The 15,797-nt window shown below is 60.0% G+C and carries 11 protein-coding genes; 9 read left to right on the top strand and 2 right to left on the bottom strand.

Annotation, left to right across the window (positions count from 1 at the left end; translation table 11 throughout):
- Positions 1 to 32: 32 nt before the first annotated feature.
- Positions 33 to 2,870 (bottom strand): autotransporter family protein, encoded by a 2,838-nt coding sequence (locus tag VNT00_RS15460; RefSeq protein ID WP_325589060.1) that lies wholly within the window; start codon positions 2,868 to 2,870, stop codon positions 33 to 35.
- Between the two features lie 582 nt (positions 2,871 to 3,452).
- Positions 3,453 to 5,354 (bottom strand): GGDEF domain-containing protein, encoded by a 1,902-nt coding sequence (locus tag VNT00_RS15455; RefSeq protein WP_325589058.1) that lies wholly within the window; start codon positions 5,352 to 5,354, stop codon positions 3,453 to 3,455.
- A 435-nt stretch (positions 5,355 to 5,789) separates the two neighbouring features.
- Between VNT00_RS15455 and pgaA the strand changes: the two genes are divergently transcribed.
- The 9 genes from pgaA to csgH all read left to right on the top strand — a co-directional run bounded on the left by pgaA (position 5,790) and on the right by csgH (position 15,763).
- A complete protein-coding gene (gene pgaA, locus VNT00_RS15450) occupies positions 5,790 to 8,240 on the top strand; it encodes a poly-beta-1,6 N-acetyl-D-glucosamine export porin PgaA (protein WP_325589056.1) in 2,451 nt (816 codons plus the stop codon).
- A gap of 9 nt (positions 8,241 to 8,249) precedes the next feature.
- Complete coding sequence (pgaB, locus tag VNT00_RS15445) at positions 8,250 to 10,286, top strand: poly-beta-1,6-N-acetyl-D-glucosamine N-deacetylase PgaB (RefSeq protein WP_325589054.1); 2,037 nt, start codon at positions 8,250 to 8,252, stop codon at positions 10,284 to 10,286.
- Positions 10,283 to 11,617, top strand: coding sequence for a poly-beta-1,6-N-acetyl-D-glucosamine synthase (gene pgaC / locus VNT00_RS15440; RefSeq protein WP_325589052.1), 1,335 nt, complete (start codon positions 10,283 to 10,285; stop codon positions 11,615 to 11,617). Before pgaB ends, pgaC begins: the two co-directional genes overlap by 4 nt.
- Positions 11,614 to 12,093 (top strand): poly-beta-1,6-N-acetyl-D-glucosamine biosynthesis protein PgaD, encoded by a 480-nt coding sequence (gene pgaD, locus VNT00_RS15435; protein ID WP_325589050.1) that lies wholly within the window; start codon positions 11,614 to 11,616, stop codon positions 12,091 to 12,093. The genes pgaC and pgaD overlap by 4 nt, the downstream gene beginning before the upstream one ends.
- A 454-nt stretch (positions 12,094 to 12,547) precedes the next feature.
- The gene (locus tag VNT00_RS15430; RefSeq protein ID WP_325589048.1) at positions 12,548 to 13,030 is read left to right on the top strand and encodes a curli production assembly/transport protein CsgE; all 483 of its coding nucleotides are present in this window, start codon (positions 12,548 to 12,550) and stop codon (positions 13,028 to 13,030) included.
- Positions 13,031 to 13,492 (top strand): curli assembly protein CsgF, encoded by a 462-nt coding sequence (locus VNT00_RS15425; RefSeq protein WP_325589046.1) that lies wholly within the window; start codon positions 13,031 to 13,033, stop codon positions 13,490 to 13,492. It begins immediately after the preceding gene.
- On the top strand, positions 13,489 to 14,490 hold the full coding sequence (locus tag VNT00_RS15420) for a CsgG/HfaB family protein (protein WP_325589044.1): 1,002 nt from the start codon (positions 13,489 to 13,491) through the stop codon (positions 14,488 to 14,490). The genes VNT00_RS15425 and VNT00_RS15420 overlap by 4 nt, the downstream gene beginning before the upstream one ends.
- An 85-nt stretch (positions 14,491 to 14,575) precedes the next feature.
- On the top strand, positions 14,576 to 15,313 hold the full coding sequence (locus VNT00_RS15415) for a hypothetical protein (RefSeq protein ID WP_325589042.1): 738 nt from the start codon (positions 14,576 to 14,578) through the stop codon (positions 15,311 to 15,313).
- Positions 15,314 to 15,430: 117 nt separating this feature from the next.
- Entirely contained in the window at positions 15,431 to 15,763 is a 333-nt protein-coding gene (csgH, locus tag VNT00_RS15410) for a curli-like amyloid fiber formation chaperone CsgH (RefSeq protein WP_325589040.1), read from the top strand.
- Positions 15,764 to 15,797: the final 34 nt, after the last annotated feature.

The following is a 15,797-nucleotide window of genomic DNA, read 5'->3' as shown; positions in this document are numbered from 1 at the left end:
AACGCGAGAGTGCCCTGGCGGCAGCCGTTGTGCTACCACCTCATACGGAAGCCTACCCGTCCCACAACGGAGTAGCTGTCTGCGAATTGGCTCAAGCTGGTGTTGACAAGGGCCTCGCCGTAGAACGAATACTTGTCGTCATTCCAGTTGAACGAGGCGCCCGCGCCAAAGCTCGCCCATAAGCGATCATTGCGGCTGGCAAAGCTCTGGCCGGCAACATCGACCTTTGCTTTTCCGAGAAATTCATAATGAATGTTTGCCACCCCGTACATATGCGCGCGGATGGGCATGCCATCGACATTCAGCCATGCGCCCTCATGGTCGAGCGTCACTCCGAAGCGGCTCCGCAGGCTCTCTCCACGGTCATTGCTGACGCGAGCGCCAAACGCATCGTTGAACGTGTCGAAATCGACATTGGAATAAACCAGTTGGACCTGTGGCGTAAACGACCAGACCGAATTCAGGACGATACGCTTGCCGCCTTCGATGGACGACGCATAGCCGAAACCGTCATTGCCCTTGGTCAACCCTCGGTGGGCCAGCCGGGAATTCAGATCGCTTTCATACCACGTAACGCGTGCCTGGCCGTCCAGATAAAAACCATTCTTGTTGTACCAGGTCAGCGTTCCTCCGAAGCCATAGCCGTCGGTGTCGATTTCGCCGTCCCCATGCGGGGAATAGGTATATGTCTTGCCGCGGACGTAGTGGACTGCCAGTCCGCCAATCAATTTGCCATGTTGGGCTTTGGTCAATTGACGATCCACGCCGATCTGAAGCCTGAAGATATCTTGGTCATAGGTCGTGTCCGATGTCGAGGAATGTGGATCAATATGGTTATAAGCCCCTTCGATGCGGCTCCATATGCCATTGCCTTCGATGGCAGCGCCGGGCCTGCTCGATGACGTGTAAGACTTGGTGATTGAGTCGGCACCCTGCCCAAACTGATTGCCCGCGCCAGCCCAAAAACGATTGCCGACGCGCTGTTGCAGGGTTGGCACGCTGTTCAAGGCAAGCAACGCTTGCGGATAGGCTTCGTAAGAAGGAACGCCGGCCTGATATAGTGGTTTCATTGGCGGCGAGCCGTCTGAATCGTCGTTCCCCTGGGGTGTCAGCTGCGAACGCAGGTACCAGTCGCCATCGTTCGGTGTCGTTGCCCCGCCCTGGTAAAGCTGGTAGGCATAAGCGCCGGCAACAATGGCAGGCTTGCCATTGACGGAGTAGTCGCCGGCGAGCGAGAAGCTACCTTTGGAAGCGCCGTCCACGCCAATGACACGGATGCCTTCGACGGTCGGCGCGCCTGTTCCGCCGACATTATTGACTGCCAAGCGTGTGGTGCCGCTCGTATCACCGTGGATAATCAGCTTATCGGTTTTTGATTCGTCATCGCCTAGAGCCGTATCAATCTGCAAGTTGCCGTTGGTGGCGACATAGTTTCCCGCGATTGTCATGATGTCGCCGGCGGCGCCGTCACGCAGGGTGACGAGGCCCGCATTGTTCACGTCGCCGCTGACTGAATAAACGCCGGCGCCACCTCCGCGGGCAACAAAGGACGACGTGGCATCAATAGCGAGCCTGCCATCCAGGGCCAGCCCCGCCATGCCGTCAAGCGTAGAGCCGTTGCTCAGGAAAACACCGGTGCCTGCCTCGTCGGCCTCACCGACCTTCCATGCGCCGTCGTTGATAGCCAGCGTGCTGCCATTCAGCCCAACGATTTCCCAGTTGACAATGTTGCCTCCGCTTGATGTTGCATGAATGCCGTCCAGGTTGAGCGTATCGACGATGCCATCGGCGCCGGACGTATCATCACCGCCGTCCAAGACCTGGCTGCCGTCATAGGCCACGGCGCTGACCGTAGCTGTATCGGAACCGCCCTGGCCGTAGAACCCGCCGATCAGCCTGCCGGCGGTCCAGGCGAAGGTGTCATTGCCATCGTCGGCGACCGAGTCGTCACCGAAAATTCTGCCTGTGTACGATCCGCCTGTCAGGTTGAATGCGTCGTCGCCGAGGCCAAGCATAGTGTCGCCAGTGACCGTGCCCGCGCTCGTTACAACGGCATTCCCGCTGCCTCCATTCCGTATCGCAATCCCCGACGAGGCGCCAACGATCCCAGTGGACGTGATTGCGATAGTCGTTTCGTTTGAGGTTACGGATTCAATGCCGGCGCCTGTGCCGCCGTTTACCGTGCCGCCGACTGTGATTGAAGTGGTTCCGGTTCCCTGGTTCGCCGCATAAATACCATAGTCCCCGCCGGTAATGGTGCCCGCCGTCTGGCTTATGCGAATATCTTTTGTCGCGGCTCCATTGTAGGCGGCAACGCCAGCGATGTCGGTGGCGGTCACATTGCCCGCGCTGCTAATAATAGTGGAGCCTATGCCCTGATTGTTTCCGTACATGCCGTAATAGTGGCCGGAAACCGTTCCACTTGTCTGGGTCAGGGTAATATCGGTTGCGGTGGGCGCGTTATAGGCATAAACCCCGTAAGAATCATAGCTTGTTCCCGTCTGGGTCACCGTTCCCGCCGTGATAATCGTCGCCGCTCCGGTTCCGTAGTTGTCCACGCGTATTCCGTGCGAGGTGCCCGTGATCGTTCCAGCGGCTTGTTCTATGGTGACATCGGCTGCAGCGGCGTCGTTGTAAGCGAATATGCCGTAGTCACCGTCGCCTGTCACGTTACCGGCAACGGTGACTGTATTCGAGCCGGCCCCGTATTTCTTGGCATCGACGCCGGTGGTTCCGATGATGCTGCTTCCGCTTTCTTGCGAGAAATCGATGCTGCTTCCCGAGCCTGTTATATCGAAACCGACACCGCTGCTGTTGATGTCGAGCGTGTTGTCGGCGACGATGTTCAGTGGGCCTGTCGTGCCTGTCAAGGCTTCTCCGGTAGAAGAGTCCGAACAGAGGTAGCTGCCATCGGCTTGTGTAGTGCACGCTGCCCAAGCAGTATCGACAGCTCCCGTCCAGGATGCCGGAAGTAGCGCTGGTATGAAGGCAATTCCTGCTGTGCGGATTGCAAGGGAGCCTACTGACGCCGAAACCCTGGAAGCAGCGGCGATCAGGCAGTGCGACGGAACGGCAACCTCCCCGGCCTGTCGCCTGATCATGTCATCAATGCGGAAAACCCAGCCTGTGTGATCGCATGAAGATTTATTGACCATCAGATCCCATCCAGTAAAAATAATGGTTTCTATAGAAATGTTTTAGGATGTTAGATGATGATTCTAGGCAATACCGCCAGTTACACATACGGGGATTACACTTTTTTGACAAAGCTTGACTTTTGCCAACTGGAAAAATCAACACGAGGCGCAAGGAATGGCAACTTCGAACCCCGCCATACTGGCCAATAAAATGAAGGCCTTACAGCGAAACCACTGTAAGGCCTTGTACTTTTCTTGGCGCTGAAACACCAAAAAAATCATTCTGTGCCGTGTAGCTCCGACTCTTCCTCCTTTTTATTGCTCCGGCATGTCGGGCTCGCGGAACGGGCCGGACGCATAAGGCTCGACCGAGGCCCAGGGCCGGTGCTTGCGCCGCTCCACGAAGATGCTGCTGCCCATGATTTTTTTGGCCTGGGTCTTGGCCTGAGCCGCCGCCACTGCTATCTGGTGCACGGAATCGAAGTGCAGGGGATCGACCTCGATCACGCCGATGGACAAGGACGGCAAGGCATAGAACTGCCGGTTGCCGCGCCGGTCCTTGGCGTAGTAGCCGCCCAGGTCGCTGCCTCGGGCCGTGTCGAAATACTGCGCCATGCCCAGCGTGAATTCGCGCAATATCGTGCTGCAGCGCTGTTCCCAGTCCTTGCTCTGAAACATGATGAGGAAGTCGTCGCCGCCGATATGGCCCACGAAATCGCTGTCGGCATCGGATGCGTTGCTCAGGATGCGCCCCGTCATTTGTATGATGTCGTCGCCCTTCTTGTAGCCGAACACGTCGTTGAACGGCTTGAAGTTGTCCAGGTCGACATAGCAGGCGCAAAAATAAAGCCCCGATTGCAGCAGATAGTCCAGGTGCTGGTTGATGGGAACGTTGCCCGGCAGCTGGGTCAGCGGGTTGGCATACCGGGCGGCGTCGATCTGCATGTCGGTCAGCTCGCGCAACAGATCGTGGCTGGTGCCTATCCCCATATAGCGGCCTTCGTCCGTAATGATGAAATCGCTGATCAGGCGGTGCTGGTCGGCCTGTACCAGAATATGGCTGAGCTGCTGCAGGCTGGTGTCTTTGTCGGCTACCAGAGGCTTGTCGTTCATGAACATGGAGCACGGCTTCTTGCCGTAGAGCTCACGCTGATATGGGCGGGCGAACCGTTCGATCAGCGCGGTGCGCGTAATGATGCCCAGGGGCTTGCCCGACGCTACGACCGGCACGGTATGCAGCTCGGCGTACTCGGCGAACACGTCGCAAACCTGGTTGTTGGTGAAGGTGGGCTCGACAACGGGCACCGAGCGCAGCAGCGTCTTTGCACTGCGGCCCGCGCGCGCCGGGGAAATTTTCATGCCATGCTTGACCGACCAGCCGTTTTCCAGCAGTTTCTTGAAGTCTTCGGACAGCGCCGTGACGGGGTTCGCCTTGGGATGCGCAATATAAAAGCCCTGGCCGCAGGCTATGCCGTTCTCGGCCAAAAAGCGTAGTTCGTTTTCGGTTTCGACGCCCTCGGCCACGATGACGGTGCCCGCCTTATGGGCGATGTCGTTCAAGGAGCGTATGAACTGCTGCTTGACCGGGCTGCTGTCCACCCCCTGGATGAAATGCATGTCGATCTTGATGTATTCGGGCAAAAGCTCGGACCAGCGGCGCAGGCTTGAAAAGCCCTCGCCCATGTCGTCGATAGCCATCTGGAAGCCCATGCGCCGATAGCGATCGATGACTTCCCGCAGCACGTCGTAGTCGCATCCGGTATGCGGATGCTCGGTCAGCTCGAAGACGATCCGGCCGGCCTCGACCCCGATTTCTTCCAGAAAGCCCAGGATGGTCTCGGCGCTGAAGTTCGTCAGCTCGAGCGCCATGGGGCTGACATTGAGAAACAGCTTTCCGGGCAGGTTCAGTTCGGCATAGCGTTCGAGGATGATGCGGCAGCAAAGGCGCTCGACCTCGAGGGCCAGGTCGTTGGCACGCGCCACCTTGAACAACTCGACGGGGGAATGCAGCGGGCCGTCGAGCGGGCCGCGAATCAGCCCTTCGTAGCCCAGTATATGGCCCTTGCCAAGGCTGATGATGGGCTGGAACACCGCGTCGAGCCGGCGGGTTTCGAGTATGCGTTCAAGGCAGGAAAGCCGGGCTGCGTCGGTACTGGCCGAATGGTCGCTTGCGCCGGCCGATGCGGGCGCATTACTTGAACCGCTATACGAAACCACGCAACCCCCTTTCAAGAAAGCATGTCTCAGGTCAACCGCAACCGTGATTATATTTAACTACTCAAAACAAGGTGTTGCCGGTTTATGAAATATTTATGCGGCAAGTTCCCTTCTTTACCATCTTAGTCCCCGGCCGGGCTCTGCGTGCGCCGCTTTCCGCCTAAGGCATCGGGCCTAACCCGTATTTCCTAGGCCTGGATTCCTAACGCATACGTAGGCCGGGGAGTACACCGTTCAGCGCATATCCCCGCTTAGGCCAGATGCTTAAGATTCAAACCATGACATCTGTATCCAGACATTAACGTCGGAATCCGCCAGGAAACTCCAGGACGAGATTCGGCCGCCCGGATGTAAAGCACGGATCAAAGCAAGAACCCAGGAGGGGATGATGAATCCGTTTACAGAAACGCCGAGCTTGCGTGAGCAGGTTGCAGCATGAACGACCTGACCCGCTCATTCTGCCTGCCCTTGATGCTGCTGCTAAGCGGCGCACCGGCGCTTGCGGCGCAAACCCAGGACTACGACTCACTGATCCTGCGGGCCCGCAAGGGCGACTACCAGCCAGCCCTGCAGATGCTGCAGGAACGCGAACAGCAGGGCCAAACCGACAAGCGCACGGTTTACGATCATATCACCATCGCCTCCTGGGCCGGACAGCCCGGCGAGGTTCTGGATCTTTACCGGAAATTCGCGCTGAACCCCGAGACACTGCCGGCCCCCGTCCTGTCGGCCGTCGCCCGCGCCTACCGCGACTCGAAAAACTGGGCGGATGCCCTGGCGCTATACCGGACCGGCCAGCGCCGCTTTCCCGGAAACCCGGCCTTTGCGCTGGAAGAAGCCATGACGCTGGCCGACTCCGGCAGCCTGGATCAGGCCGAACAGCGGGCAAAGGCGCTTGCCGCCGGCATGCCCGCCAATGCCGAAGCACAAAGCACGTTGAGTTATGTATACCGGGTCCGGCGCGAGCCCTATGCGGCGCTCCAGCATGCGGATGCCGCATACCGGCTGGACCCGGGCAATATTTCGGTCGTGCGGGAATATATTTTGGCCCTGCAGCAAGGCGGGCTGGCCCTTGCCGCCCTGCAGACAGCGCAAAGCCACCCCAAGGCGGCAAGCCCCGCATTGATGCGCGAGCTGCAGGGCGACTATGCCGCCGAGCTCAGCAATCTTGCGTCCATGCCAAGCCGTTCGCGCGAAGAACGGTTCCGCGCCGCCGACGCCGCCATCGCCCGATATGACGCCGAGCTGGCCGCCTGGGAACCGCTGGGCGAGCCGGCAAGGCGCGATGTGATACGGGCGCGGATAGACCGCATCCAGGCTTTGCATGCCCGCGTGCGCATGCACGATGTCGTGGACGAATACGAACGGCTAGTGGCCGATGGCGTAACCCCTCCAGACTATATCCTGGATGAGGTCGCCTCGGCCTATCTTTATACGCAGCAGCCCGACAAGGCGCAGGAGCTTTATCGGCGCTTTCTGGCCAGCCGCACCGAAGCGCCGACGCCTCTTGAAAAGGCCAACGACCAGATAAGCCTGTATTACGCGCTGGTGGAAGGCGGGAACTTCGACGCCGCCCAGACACTGATCGACAAAGCCCAGGCCGACCAGGCGGTCTGGATAAATATAAAAGGCGTTCCCAATAGATCGCCGAACGACGCCCGCCTTGCGCTGGCGCAAACCGCGGCGGCCGGAAAGGAATACGCCAATGATCCCGAAGCCGCCGAACGGCAGCTCTCGGCCATGGTGGCGGCCGCTCCGCGCGATCTGGGGCAGCGCATCGCCCTCGCGCAAATCCATCGGGACAGGCATCAGCCGCGCCTGGCCGAAACCGAATTGAAAATGGCCGAAACGCTGCAGCCCGAGAGCAAGGATCTGATTGCGGCCCAGGGCGAAACAGCCCTTGCCCTGAGGGAATGGCGGCAGGCGGAGATCCTGAAGAACTACGTCATCGACAACTACCCCGAAAGCCTGGCCGCCCAGAGGCTGGCGCGCGATTGGGAAGTACATCAGAAGTCGGAGCTGCGGGTCACAAGTTATCTGGACAGCAGCTCCAACAGTCCGGTTTCCGGCAAAGGGGACTTTGGCTTCGACAGTGTCCTGTATTCCCCTCCCCTGGACCGGAATTGGCGCGGCTTCGCGGGCGGCGGCTACGCCTGGGGCGATTTCGAAGAGGGGCACAGCACCTACCGTTGGGCGCGTGGAGGGGCCGAATGGCGCGGACGCGACCTGACCGCCGAGGTGGAAGCCTCGGCGAACAACTACGGGTACGGCGTCAAGACGGGAGCGAGCGCATCCATCGTCTATGATCTCGACGACCAATGGCAGTTCGGCGCCACAGCGGCGTTCCGTTCCAGGGCGACACCCCTGCGGGCCCTGGCGCACGGCATCTACGCCAACACGCTTACCGCTTTCGCCCACTGGCAGCCCAACGAGCGCAGGGAATGGTCCGTATCGCTGTCGCCCAGCCGATTCAGCGACGGCAACAATCGCATGGAAGTCCAGGTCAGCGGACGCGAACGCCTGTACAGCTCACCCAAGGTCGTCGTCGACCTGCAACTGGACCTGGGAGCTTCCCGCAACTCACGCGAAGACGCTCCCTACTTCAATCCCCGTTCGGACCTGACCGCAGTCCCCACCCTGAACATCACCCACACCCTCTACCGCCATTACGACACCAGCCTCGAGCAGATCTTCACCCTGGGCGCAGGCGCCTATTCTCAGCAAGGCTATGGCACGGGAGCGATAGGCGTATTGGGCTACGGCTTGCGCTACCGATTCAACAAGACCGTGGATGTCGGCGTTTCCATTACCGGCGTCAGCCGCCCGTATGACGGCGTGCGGGAGCGGGATGTGAACGTCATGGCAACCCTGAATCTGCGCTTTTGAGGAGCCGCCATGCCTACTCTTCTTCGCTTGCGGTTCCTGGCAATAATCTTGTTCGCGTCGTTCCTGCTCAATGGCTGCGCGCGAGACATTCCCCCTTTCGTCGCGCCAGGCCTGCGCCCAGTGCCGGCGAACGAGCAGGCCTGGCCGGCGGGCGGCTTCCTGGTGCTGGCCTATCACGATGTCGAAGACCGGGACCCGGACCAGACTTTTCTTGCCGTGCGCACCGACCATCTCGAGGAGCAATTTTCCTGGCTGCGCGAGAACGGCTACCACCCTGTTTCCGTGGATCAGATACTGGCGGCCCGCAACGGCGGCGCACCGCTGCCGCCAAAAGCCGTGCTGCTCACCTTCGACGACGGGTACAGCAGCTTCTACACCCGCGTCTTTCCCATGCTCAAGGCCTACCATTGGCCCGCCGTGGTTTCTCCCGTCGGTGCCTGGCTGGATACCCCACCGGACCAGGAGGTCCGGTTTGGAGACAAGCTGGCTCCACGCAAGAAATTCCTGACCCCCGCCCAGCTCCGCGAGCTGTCCAGGTCTGCGCTGGTGGAAATCGGCGCGCACACCTACGACGAGCACAAGGGCGTGCAAGGCAACCCGCAGGGAAACCTGGAGCCCGCCGCCGCCACCTATGCCTACGACCCGAAGACCGGGACGTATGAAAGCACCGAGGCATTCGAAAAGCGCATCGACGCCGACGTGGGCCGCATTACCCGCCGCATCCATCAAATCACGGGGAAAAGCCCGCGGGTCTGGGCCTGGCCCTACGGCGAAGCCAATGGCCAGGCGTTGAGGATACTGGAAAAGCATGGCTACAAGATGGCGCTGACCTTGCAGGAAACAGCGCTGGGCAATGTCGACAGCCTGATGAGCACGCCCCGGCTGCTCGTTTCGGAAGATCCGCGGCTTTCGGAATTCGCCAGCAACATCATGGACGTGGAAAACCCGCGCATCATGCGCGTCGCGCACGTCGACCTGGACTACATCTACGATCCCGATCCCGCCCAGCAGGAACGCAACATCGGCCAACTGGTGCAGCGCATCGCCGACCTGCAGATCACCACGGTATTCCTGCAGGCATTCGCCGACCCGGATGGTGACGGCCTGGTCAAGTCGGTTTATTTTCCCAATCGCCACCTGCCCATGCGCGCGGATCTGTTCAACCGTGTCGCCTGGCAGTTGATCACCCGCTCTTCCGTCAAGGTATACGCGTGGATGCCCGTGCTGAGCTTCGATCTTGCCCCGTCCATAGCCCGGGTCGAACGCTGGGATCCCGTGCACAAGCAGGCAAGCGTCGACCCCCGGCAATACCAACGGCTTTCACCCTTCGACCCCGAGGCCCGCAGGCAAATCATCGACCTTTACGAAGACCTGTCCCGGCACGCCAATTTCAGCGGCATTCTTTATCACGACGACGCCATGCTTTCGGACTTCGAGGACGCCGGCCCCGCTGCCCTGGCCGCGTATCGCCTGGCCGGCCTGCCGGGCGACATCGATGCCCTGCGGGCCGACCCTGGGCTCATGCAACGCTGGACACGCTTCAAAAGCCAATACCTCACGGACTTCACCAATACGCTGACCGAGCATGTGCGCGCCATCCGCGGGCCGCAGATCATGACTGCGCGCAACCTCTACGCACAGCCGGTGCTCGACCCCAAAAGCGAAGCCTGGTTCGCCCAGAACCTGGACGACTTTCTCTCCAACTACGACTGGACCGCGCTCATGGCCATGCCGCTCATGGAGGGCGTTCCTCCCAGCCAGGCCGATGCATGGCTCGACAAACTGGTCGATGCGGTCGCGGCCAAGCCCCGCGCTTTGACCAGGACGGTATTCGAAGTGCAAGCGCAGGATTGGAGCCGGCAAGGCCATGGCGGCCACGACACATCGCGGGCGGTGCCGTCCAGAACCGTCGCCCGCTGGATGGATCGCCTGTTGCTGAGAGGAGCGCCAAGCTTCGGTTATTACCCAGACGATTTCTCAAGGAATCAGCCCCGGCTCGACATCATTCGGCCGGCCATATCAACAGCCTGGTATCCATTTCCATGATAGATCGAATCATCGCCTTTCTGATCCTGTGCCTGGTTCTGGGAGCGCCTATCGGCCTGCTGGCTACCTTGACCAGCGACGTCCTGCTGAACTTCGTGTTCTTCTATCCCCTGTTCATGTCGGGCATATGGATAGCGGGAGGCCTGTACTTCTGGTTCATCTGGGAAAGACACTGGAAGTGGTCCCCGGCCCAGCCCGGCCCATGGCTGAAAGGCTCGCCCCTGGTCAGCATTCTGATTCCCTGCCACGATGAAGAAGAACATGCCGAAGAAACCATATTGGCCGCGCTGCAGCAGGACTATCCGCATATCGAAGTCATCGCCATCAACGACGGCTCCACCGATGGCACCGCCGATCTGCTCGACCGGCTGACGGCCTATCATCCGCGCCTGCGCGTCATCCATCTTGCGCGCAACCAGGGCAAGGCCATGGCGCTGCGCATGGGCGCCATGGCATCGCGCAGCGACTATCTCGTATGCATCGACGGCGACGCCATGCTCGAGCCGAATGCGGTCAGCTATCTGGTCGCGCCCTTGATCGACCACCCGCGGGTCGGCGCCGTGACCGGGAACCCTCGCATACGCACACGCTCCACCTTGATCGGACGCATACAGGTGGGCGAGTTCTCTTCCATCATCGGCCTGACCAAGCGGGCGCAAAGAGTCTACGGCCAAATATACAGCGTCTCGGGCGTGGTCACGGCATTCCGGCGCGAAGCGCTGGAACGTGTCGGTTACTGGAGCCTGGACATGATCACCGAGGACATCGACATCACCTGGAAGCTGCAACGCGATCAATGGTCTGTGTTTTTCGAGCCGCGTGCGCTATGCGGCGTGCTGATGCCCGAAACCCTGAATGGGCTGTGGCGCCAGCGCCGGCGCTGGGCCCAGGGCGGCGCCGAAGTACTGCTCAAGAACCTGGATTGCCTGGGGTCGTGGGAACTGCGCCGGATGTGGCCGCTCATCATCGAGTTCGTCATGTCGACCATCTGGGCCTTCGGGCTGGCTCTTGTCGCGCTGCTATGGCTGATAGGCCTGATCATGCCGATGCCCGACGCACTGCACATCCCTTCCCTATTGCTGCCGTCCTTTACAGGCATGGTGCTTGCGCTGATGTGCATGCTGCAATTCGGCGTGAGCGTTCTCATCGACCGCAAGTACGAGCCGGACCTGTCGCACTCCCTCTATTGGATAGTCTGGTATCCATTCGTCTACTGGCTCATCAGCTTATTCACAACCTTGGTAAGTTTCCCCAAAGTAATGCTAAGGACGCGCCGTCGCCGCGCCAGGTGGACGAGTCCCGACCGAGGCATAAAAAAGGAGTCATCATGATCAGAATCATCCATACACCGTGTTCCCGCGCCAACAGCGCCATCGACGCCGGCATGACCGCCATAGGCTGGGTTGGGTTCGTATACCTGGCATCCAGCAGCATCCTGTCCATTTCCATGGCATCGACGCTGCAGGGCGATGCGCCCTCGCTGTCGCTCGTCGCGCCAACCTTGGAAACACTGCTCATTTATCTGACCATTGCCGCCTTCAATGCCCTGCTCGTCGTACTATGGGGCACCTACCACAAGCGGCTGTTCCCTCCTCCACGAAAAGTCCAGGCGCGCAGCGCGCCCGACGACGCAGTCACCGCCGCCGACTTCGCGCTAAGCAGCGCCCAGCTGCATGACGTCCATGACAGCAGGATCACCGTCATCCATCATACCGACGACGGCGAAATCGCCGCCTTGCAGACCGACAAGCTGCGCATACCGCCGGTCAGCAACTCCGATATCTTCGATGCGACGCGGCTTGCCTGACGAATCACCGCAAGCGCCTCCATATGATCCAAACCGTGGCCGGCTTAAGCCGGCCGCTTCACTTTATGGCTCATGGCAATGCACTGCGCGAAAGGCTCGACCGGGGCGCCTTGCGCGGCCCATGAAGGATGGCGAGAAAGGACAGGCGATGCCTCATCCAAATGGCCGAGCTCCGATCTTTCGCCCCCGGAAAAAGTACTAGAACAGCCACGACCGCATCCGCCAAACCGAGCAAGACGTACTAGGCTGTTGATCCGCCCTGGATTACGTTATACGACGCATGTTTCCAGTCGCAACACATCCCTATCATGGACTTAACGATTCATAACATTTTTTGACGTTAAGAACCGGCCGACGCCGATCGCCACCAACCCATCGCGAGTCCCGACAACCTCGTCGCCTCTCGCTCGATGGCTCCGATCAATGTCCAGCCAGCACCATGAGGAGAGTCCGAATGCATGCGCATATCAAGCACGCCGCTCTTGGCCTTCTCTTGGCATGCGCCTTTGCTGTGGGCGCCGCCAATGCAAGCAACGGCGCCAACAACCAGCATTCGGAACAGGCGCCCAAACTGCCCGATCCCGACGCCAGCGCAAAAAGGCTGCTGACGGATCCGCTGGGCGGCATGGTCATCAATCACACCGTCACCGTGCTCGGCAACGACTTCTATCAGTACTTTGCCAACGCCTGGAACGAAATAGATCCCGACCACAAATACACGATTTCAATATACGAACGCCCAACCGCGCGCTGGGGAAGCGAGGTATGGGTGCAATTCCGGAACAGCCGCATGTTTCGCACATTCTTGTCGCCAGCGCGCCAGGCCGCCAAGAGCGTCAGCGAACAGGCGGCTCAAATCACCTTCAAGAATATTGAAAACAGCGAGTTGCAGCGATTGATGTTTCATTCCAAAGATCTGGGTGCAGAGGAGTTTTAAATGAAAAAATCGACCACATTCAAGGCAGCCGGGACAAGCTTGCGCGTCTCCCTTCTGGTTGCGGCCCTGGCGGCGGGCGGATCCGCCGCCGCCACGGAAATGGTGTACACGCCGGTCAATCCATCGTTCGGCGGCAACCCGCTCAACGGCCCCGTCCTGCTCAACGAGGCCCAGGCCACCAATCGCCACACCGACCCCGATGCCGGCAGCGCCACGGGCATCGACAGCGGCACTTCACCGCTGCAAAATTTTCAGAGCGCGCTTGAAAACAATATTCTGAACCGCCTTGCCTCGGCGGCAACCACCAAGCTGGTGGATGCCAACGGCAATTTCGTGCCGGGCACTTTCGACACGGGCAGCTACACCATCACCATCGGCACACCCGTCGATGGCACGGTCACCGTCACCACGCTCGACAAGAGCACCGGTGCGACAACCATCTTCCAGGTGCAGCAGCCATGAAAACAATCATCATAAGAAAATCCGAGGGGAAGCCGCGGCGCTGCGCCAGGCTGATGCTGACTGCGTTGGCCTGCGCGGCGCTCGCCGCTTGCGCCGTTCCCTACAAGCCCGCCGAAGTCGCTTCGCCGGCCCAGCTGACTCCGCCGACGCCCTCGTCACATGACCTGCTCAGGCTGCCGCCGCCCATGGGGCCGGTAACCGTGGCCGTTTATGGGTTCAGGGACCAGACCGGCCAGTACAAGCCTTCGCCGGACAGTTCGTTCTCGACTTCGGTGACCCAGGGCGCCGCGACCATGCTGATCAAGGCGCTCAAGGACTCGGGCTGGTATATCCCGGTCGAAAGGGAAAGCCTGCAGGAACTCCTGACCGAACGCCGCATTGTCCGCGCGCTGGACGGGTCGCAAGATAAAAACGCGCCCGCCATCAAGATCCCCGCGCTTCTGCCCGCGTCGATCATGATAGACGGCGGCATCCTGGCCTACGAAAGCAATGTCAAGACGGGGGGGCTGGGGGCCAAATTCCTGGGGGTCGGCATGTCGACGGAATATCGCGTCGATCAGGTAACCATAGGCCTTAGAAGTGTCGATATCCGCACCGGGAAAGTCCTGCAAACGGTGTCGACCACCAAGACCATTTTTTCCTACGAGGTTCAGCCCAGCGTCTACAAGTTCGTCAACTTCAAGGATCTGCTTGAGATCGAAGGAGGCGTAACCCGCAACGAGCCCGTGCAGCTGTGCGTCAAGGAAGCCATCGAGGCCGCCGTGATCCATCTGACCGTACAGGGCATTCGCGACGGGAACTGGAGGCTGCGCAATCAGGCCGACTGGAAGAACCCCATCATCCAGAGCTATCTGAATCAGGAAGACACCTACGCCACCACGACACCCGTCGGCGATGCGGAGGCGACGGCTGCATCGCGTGACGCATCGACCGGCGCAGCCTCGGACAACGCAAGCCAGACCCAGGAGCCCAATGCGGAAGCCAAGCCCGTGCCGTGATGGCGTCCTGCCGATTTTCCGCAAATCCGTTTCGTAGGCCGCCGGATTTGCGGGCAACACCAGGCCTTATCAAGAGGAGAGCAACATGAGCAACAGACTTACAGCAACAGCCCTGGGCATCGTCCTGGCATTCGGAACAGGAATCGCCATGGCCGCCGACAATGCCACCATTTACCAGAATGGCTCCGGCAACGACTCGACCATCGAACAGTTCTACAGCAGCAACACCGATGCCACGGTCACCACTTATGGCAATTACAACAAGAACGTCGTTCATCAAGAAGACACCAACAACACCAGCTCCACCATTCTTACGAACTGGGGCAACAGCAACGACAATACGATCGACCAGAACGAGGTCAACAACTCCAGCGCCAATGTCTATCAGACAGCCAACGGCGGCAAGACCTACATATCGCAAAGCGGCAGCGGATGGGGCTGGTTCTCGAATCCCGGCGAAAATCTGGTCGCATCCATCAGCCAGACCGGCTGGGGATGGGGTAACGACGCCACCATCAAACAAACCGGCAAGAATGACAACGGCATTCTGAACCAAAGCGGCGTCGACAATGTTGGAGTCATTCTACAGAACGGCACCAACGGCGGCTGGTATGGCCCGGCAACCTGGACCACGGCGGAAATGTATCAAACCGGCTATAACAACGACGGCTACATCAGCCAGGACGGCAAGGCGCTGTGGGCCAAGATGTCGCAATCGGGCGTGGGCAATGTGGCCACCATCACGCAGACCGGCCACAACCTGAACGCCCAGGTCACCCAGATCGGCAGCTACAACACCGCGTCGGTAACGCAACGTAACTAGTGCGGATCGTTGTTCAAAGGAGGCAGTGCGAACCGGGAGTTTTCCTCGTCTTTGCATTGCCGTCCCGGAGAAGGAATGCTTGCCGGAAACCGGCAGGCATTCGGATGGAGACACAGCATGAACGCGGATGCCGATATTCAGGTGTGGCTTGAAACCGCCGCCCGGACCAACCCGGAAATCATCGTGCCCTATGTGCGGACCGCGGCAAGCAAGACCTTGCGGTACGACGTGCGCACGGTGCAGGAAGGGGCTAATGGGCGCTCGAACATGGCCCAAAGCGGGGCTGTCACGGTTCAGGCCAACGTTGCAACACCATTGGTGCGCATGTCGGTCACACGCAGCGGGCAGGATTATTGCCACATTGAAATAGTGATAACGGAGGGTCGTTCCACGAGGCAGGACTACCATTTCGAGTGCCCCGCTTCCGGTGCGGAACGGACGGACGGCTGACGCGACAGGCTGCGGCTTGAACGAGACAGTTTGC

Origin of the sequence: Eoetvoesiella sp., from assembly GCF_035555955.1 — a bacterium.
Classification (GTDB): Bacteria; Pseudomonadota; Gammaproteobacteria; order Burkholderiales; family Burkholderiaceae_B; genus Eoetvoesia.
Note: the sequence above shows the minus strand (reverse complement) of the source record. Positions and strands in the feature narration are given on the sequence as shown.

Bases quoted from the DNA above. Each gene is read 5' to 3' on its own strand.
- pgaA (WP_325589056.1), top strand. From the start codon at position 5,790: ATGAACGACCTGACCCGCTCATTCTGCCTGCCCTTGATGCTGCTGCTA.
- VNT00_RS15415 (WP_325589042.1), top strand. From the start codon at position 14,576: ATGAGCAACAGACTTACAGCAACAGCCCTGGGCATCGTCCTGGCATTC.
- csgH (WP_325589040.1), top strand. From the start codon at position 15,431: ATGAACGCGGATGCCGATATTCAGGTGTGGCTTGAAACCGCCGCCCGG.
- VNT00_RS15425 (WP_325589046.1), top strand. From the start codon at position 13,031: ATGAAAAAATCGACCACATTCAAGGCAGCCGGGACAAGCTTGCGCGTC.
- pgaD (WP_325589050.1), top strand. From the start codon at position 11,614: ATGATCAGAATCATCCATACACCGTGTTCCCGCGCCAACAGCGCCATC.
- VNT00_RS15420 (WP_325589044.1), top strand. From the start codon at position 13,489: ATGAAAACAATCATCATAAGAAAATCCGAGGGGAAGCCGCGGCGCTGC.
- VNT00_RS15430 (WP_325589048.1), top strand. From the start codon at position 12,548: ATGCATGCGCATATCAAGCACGCCGCTCTTGGCCTTCTCTTGGCATGC.
- pgaC (WP_325589052.1), top strand. From the start codon at position 10,283: ATGATAGATCGAATCATCGCCTTTCTGATCCTGTGCCTGGTTCTGGGA.
- pgaB (WP_325589054.1), top strand. From the start codon at position 8,250: ATGCCTACTCTTCTTCGCTTGCGGTTCCTGGCAATAATCTTGTTCGCG.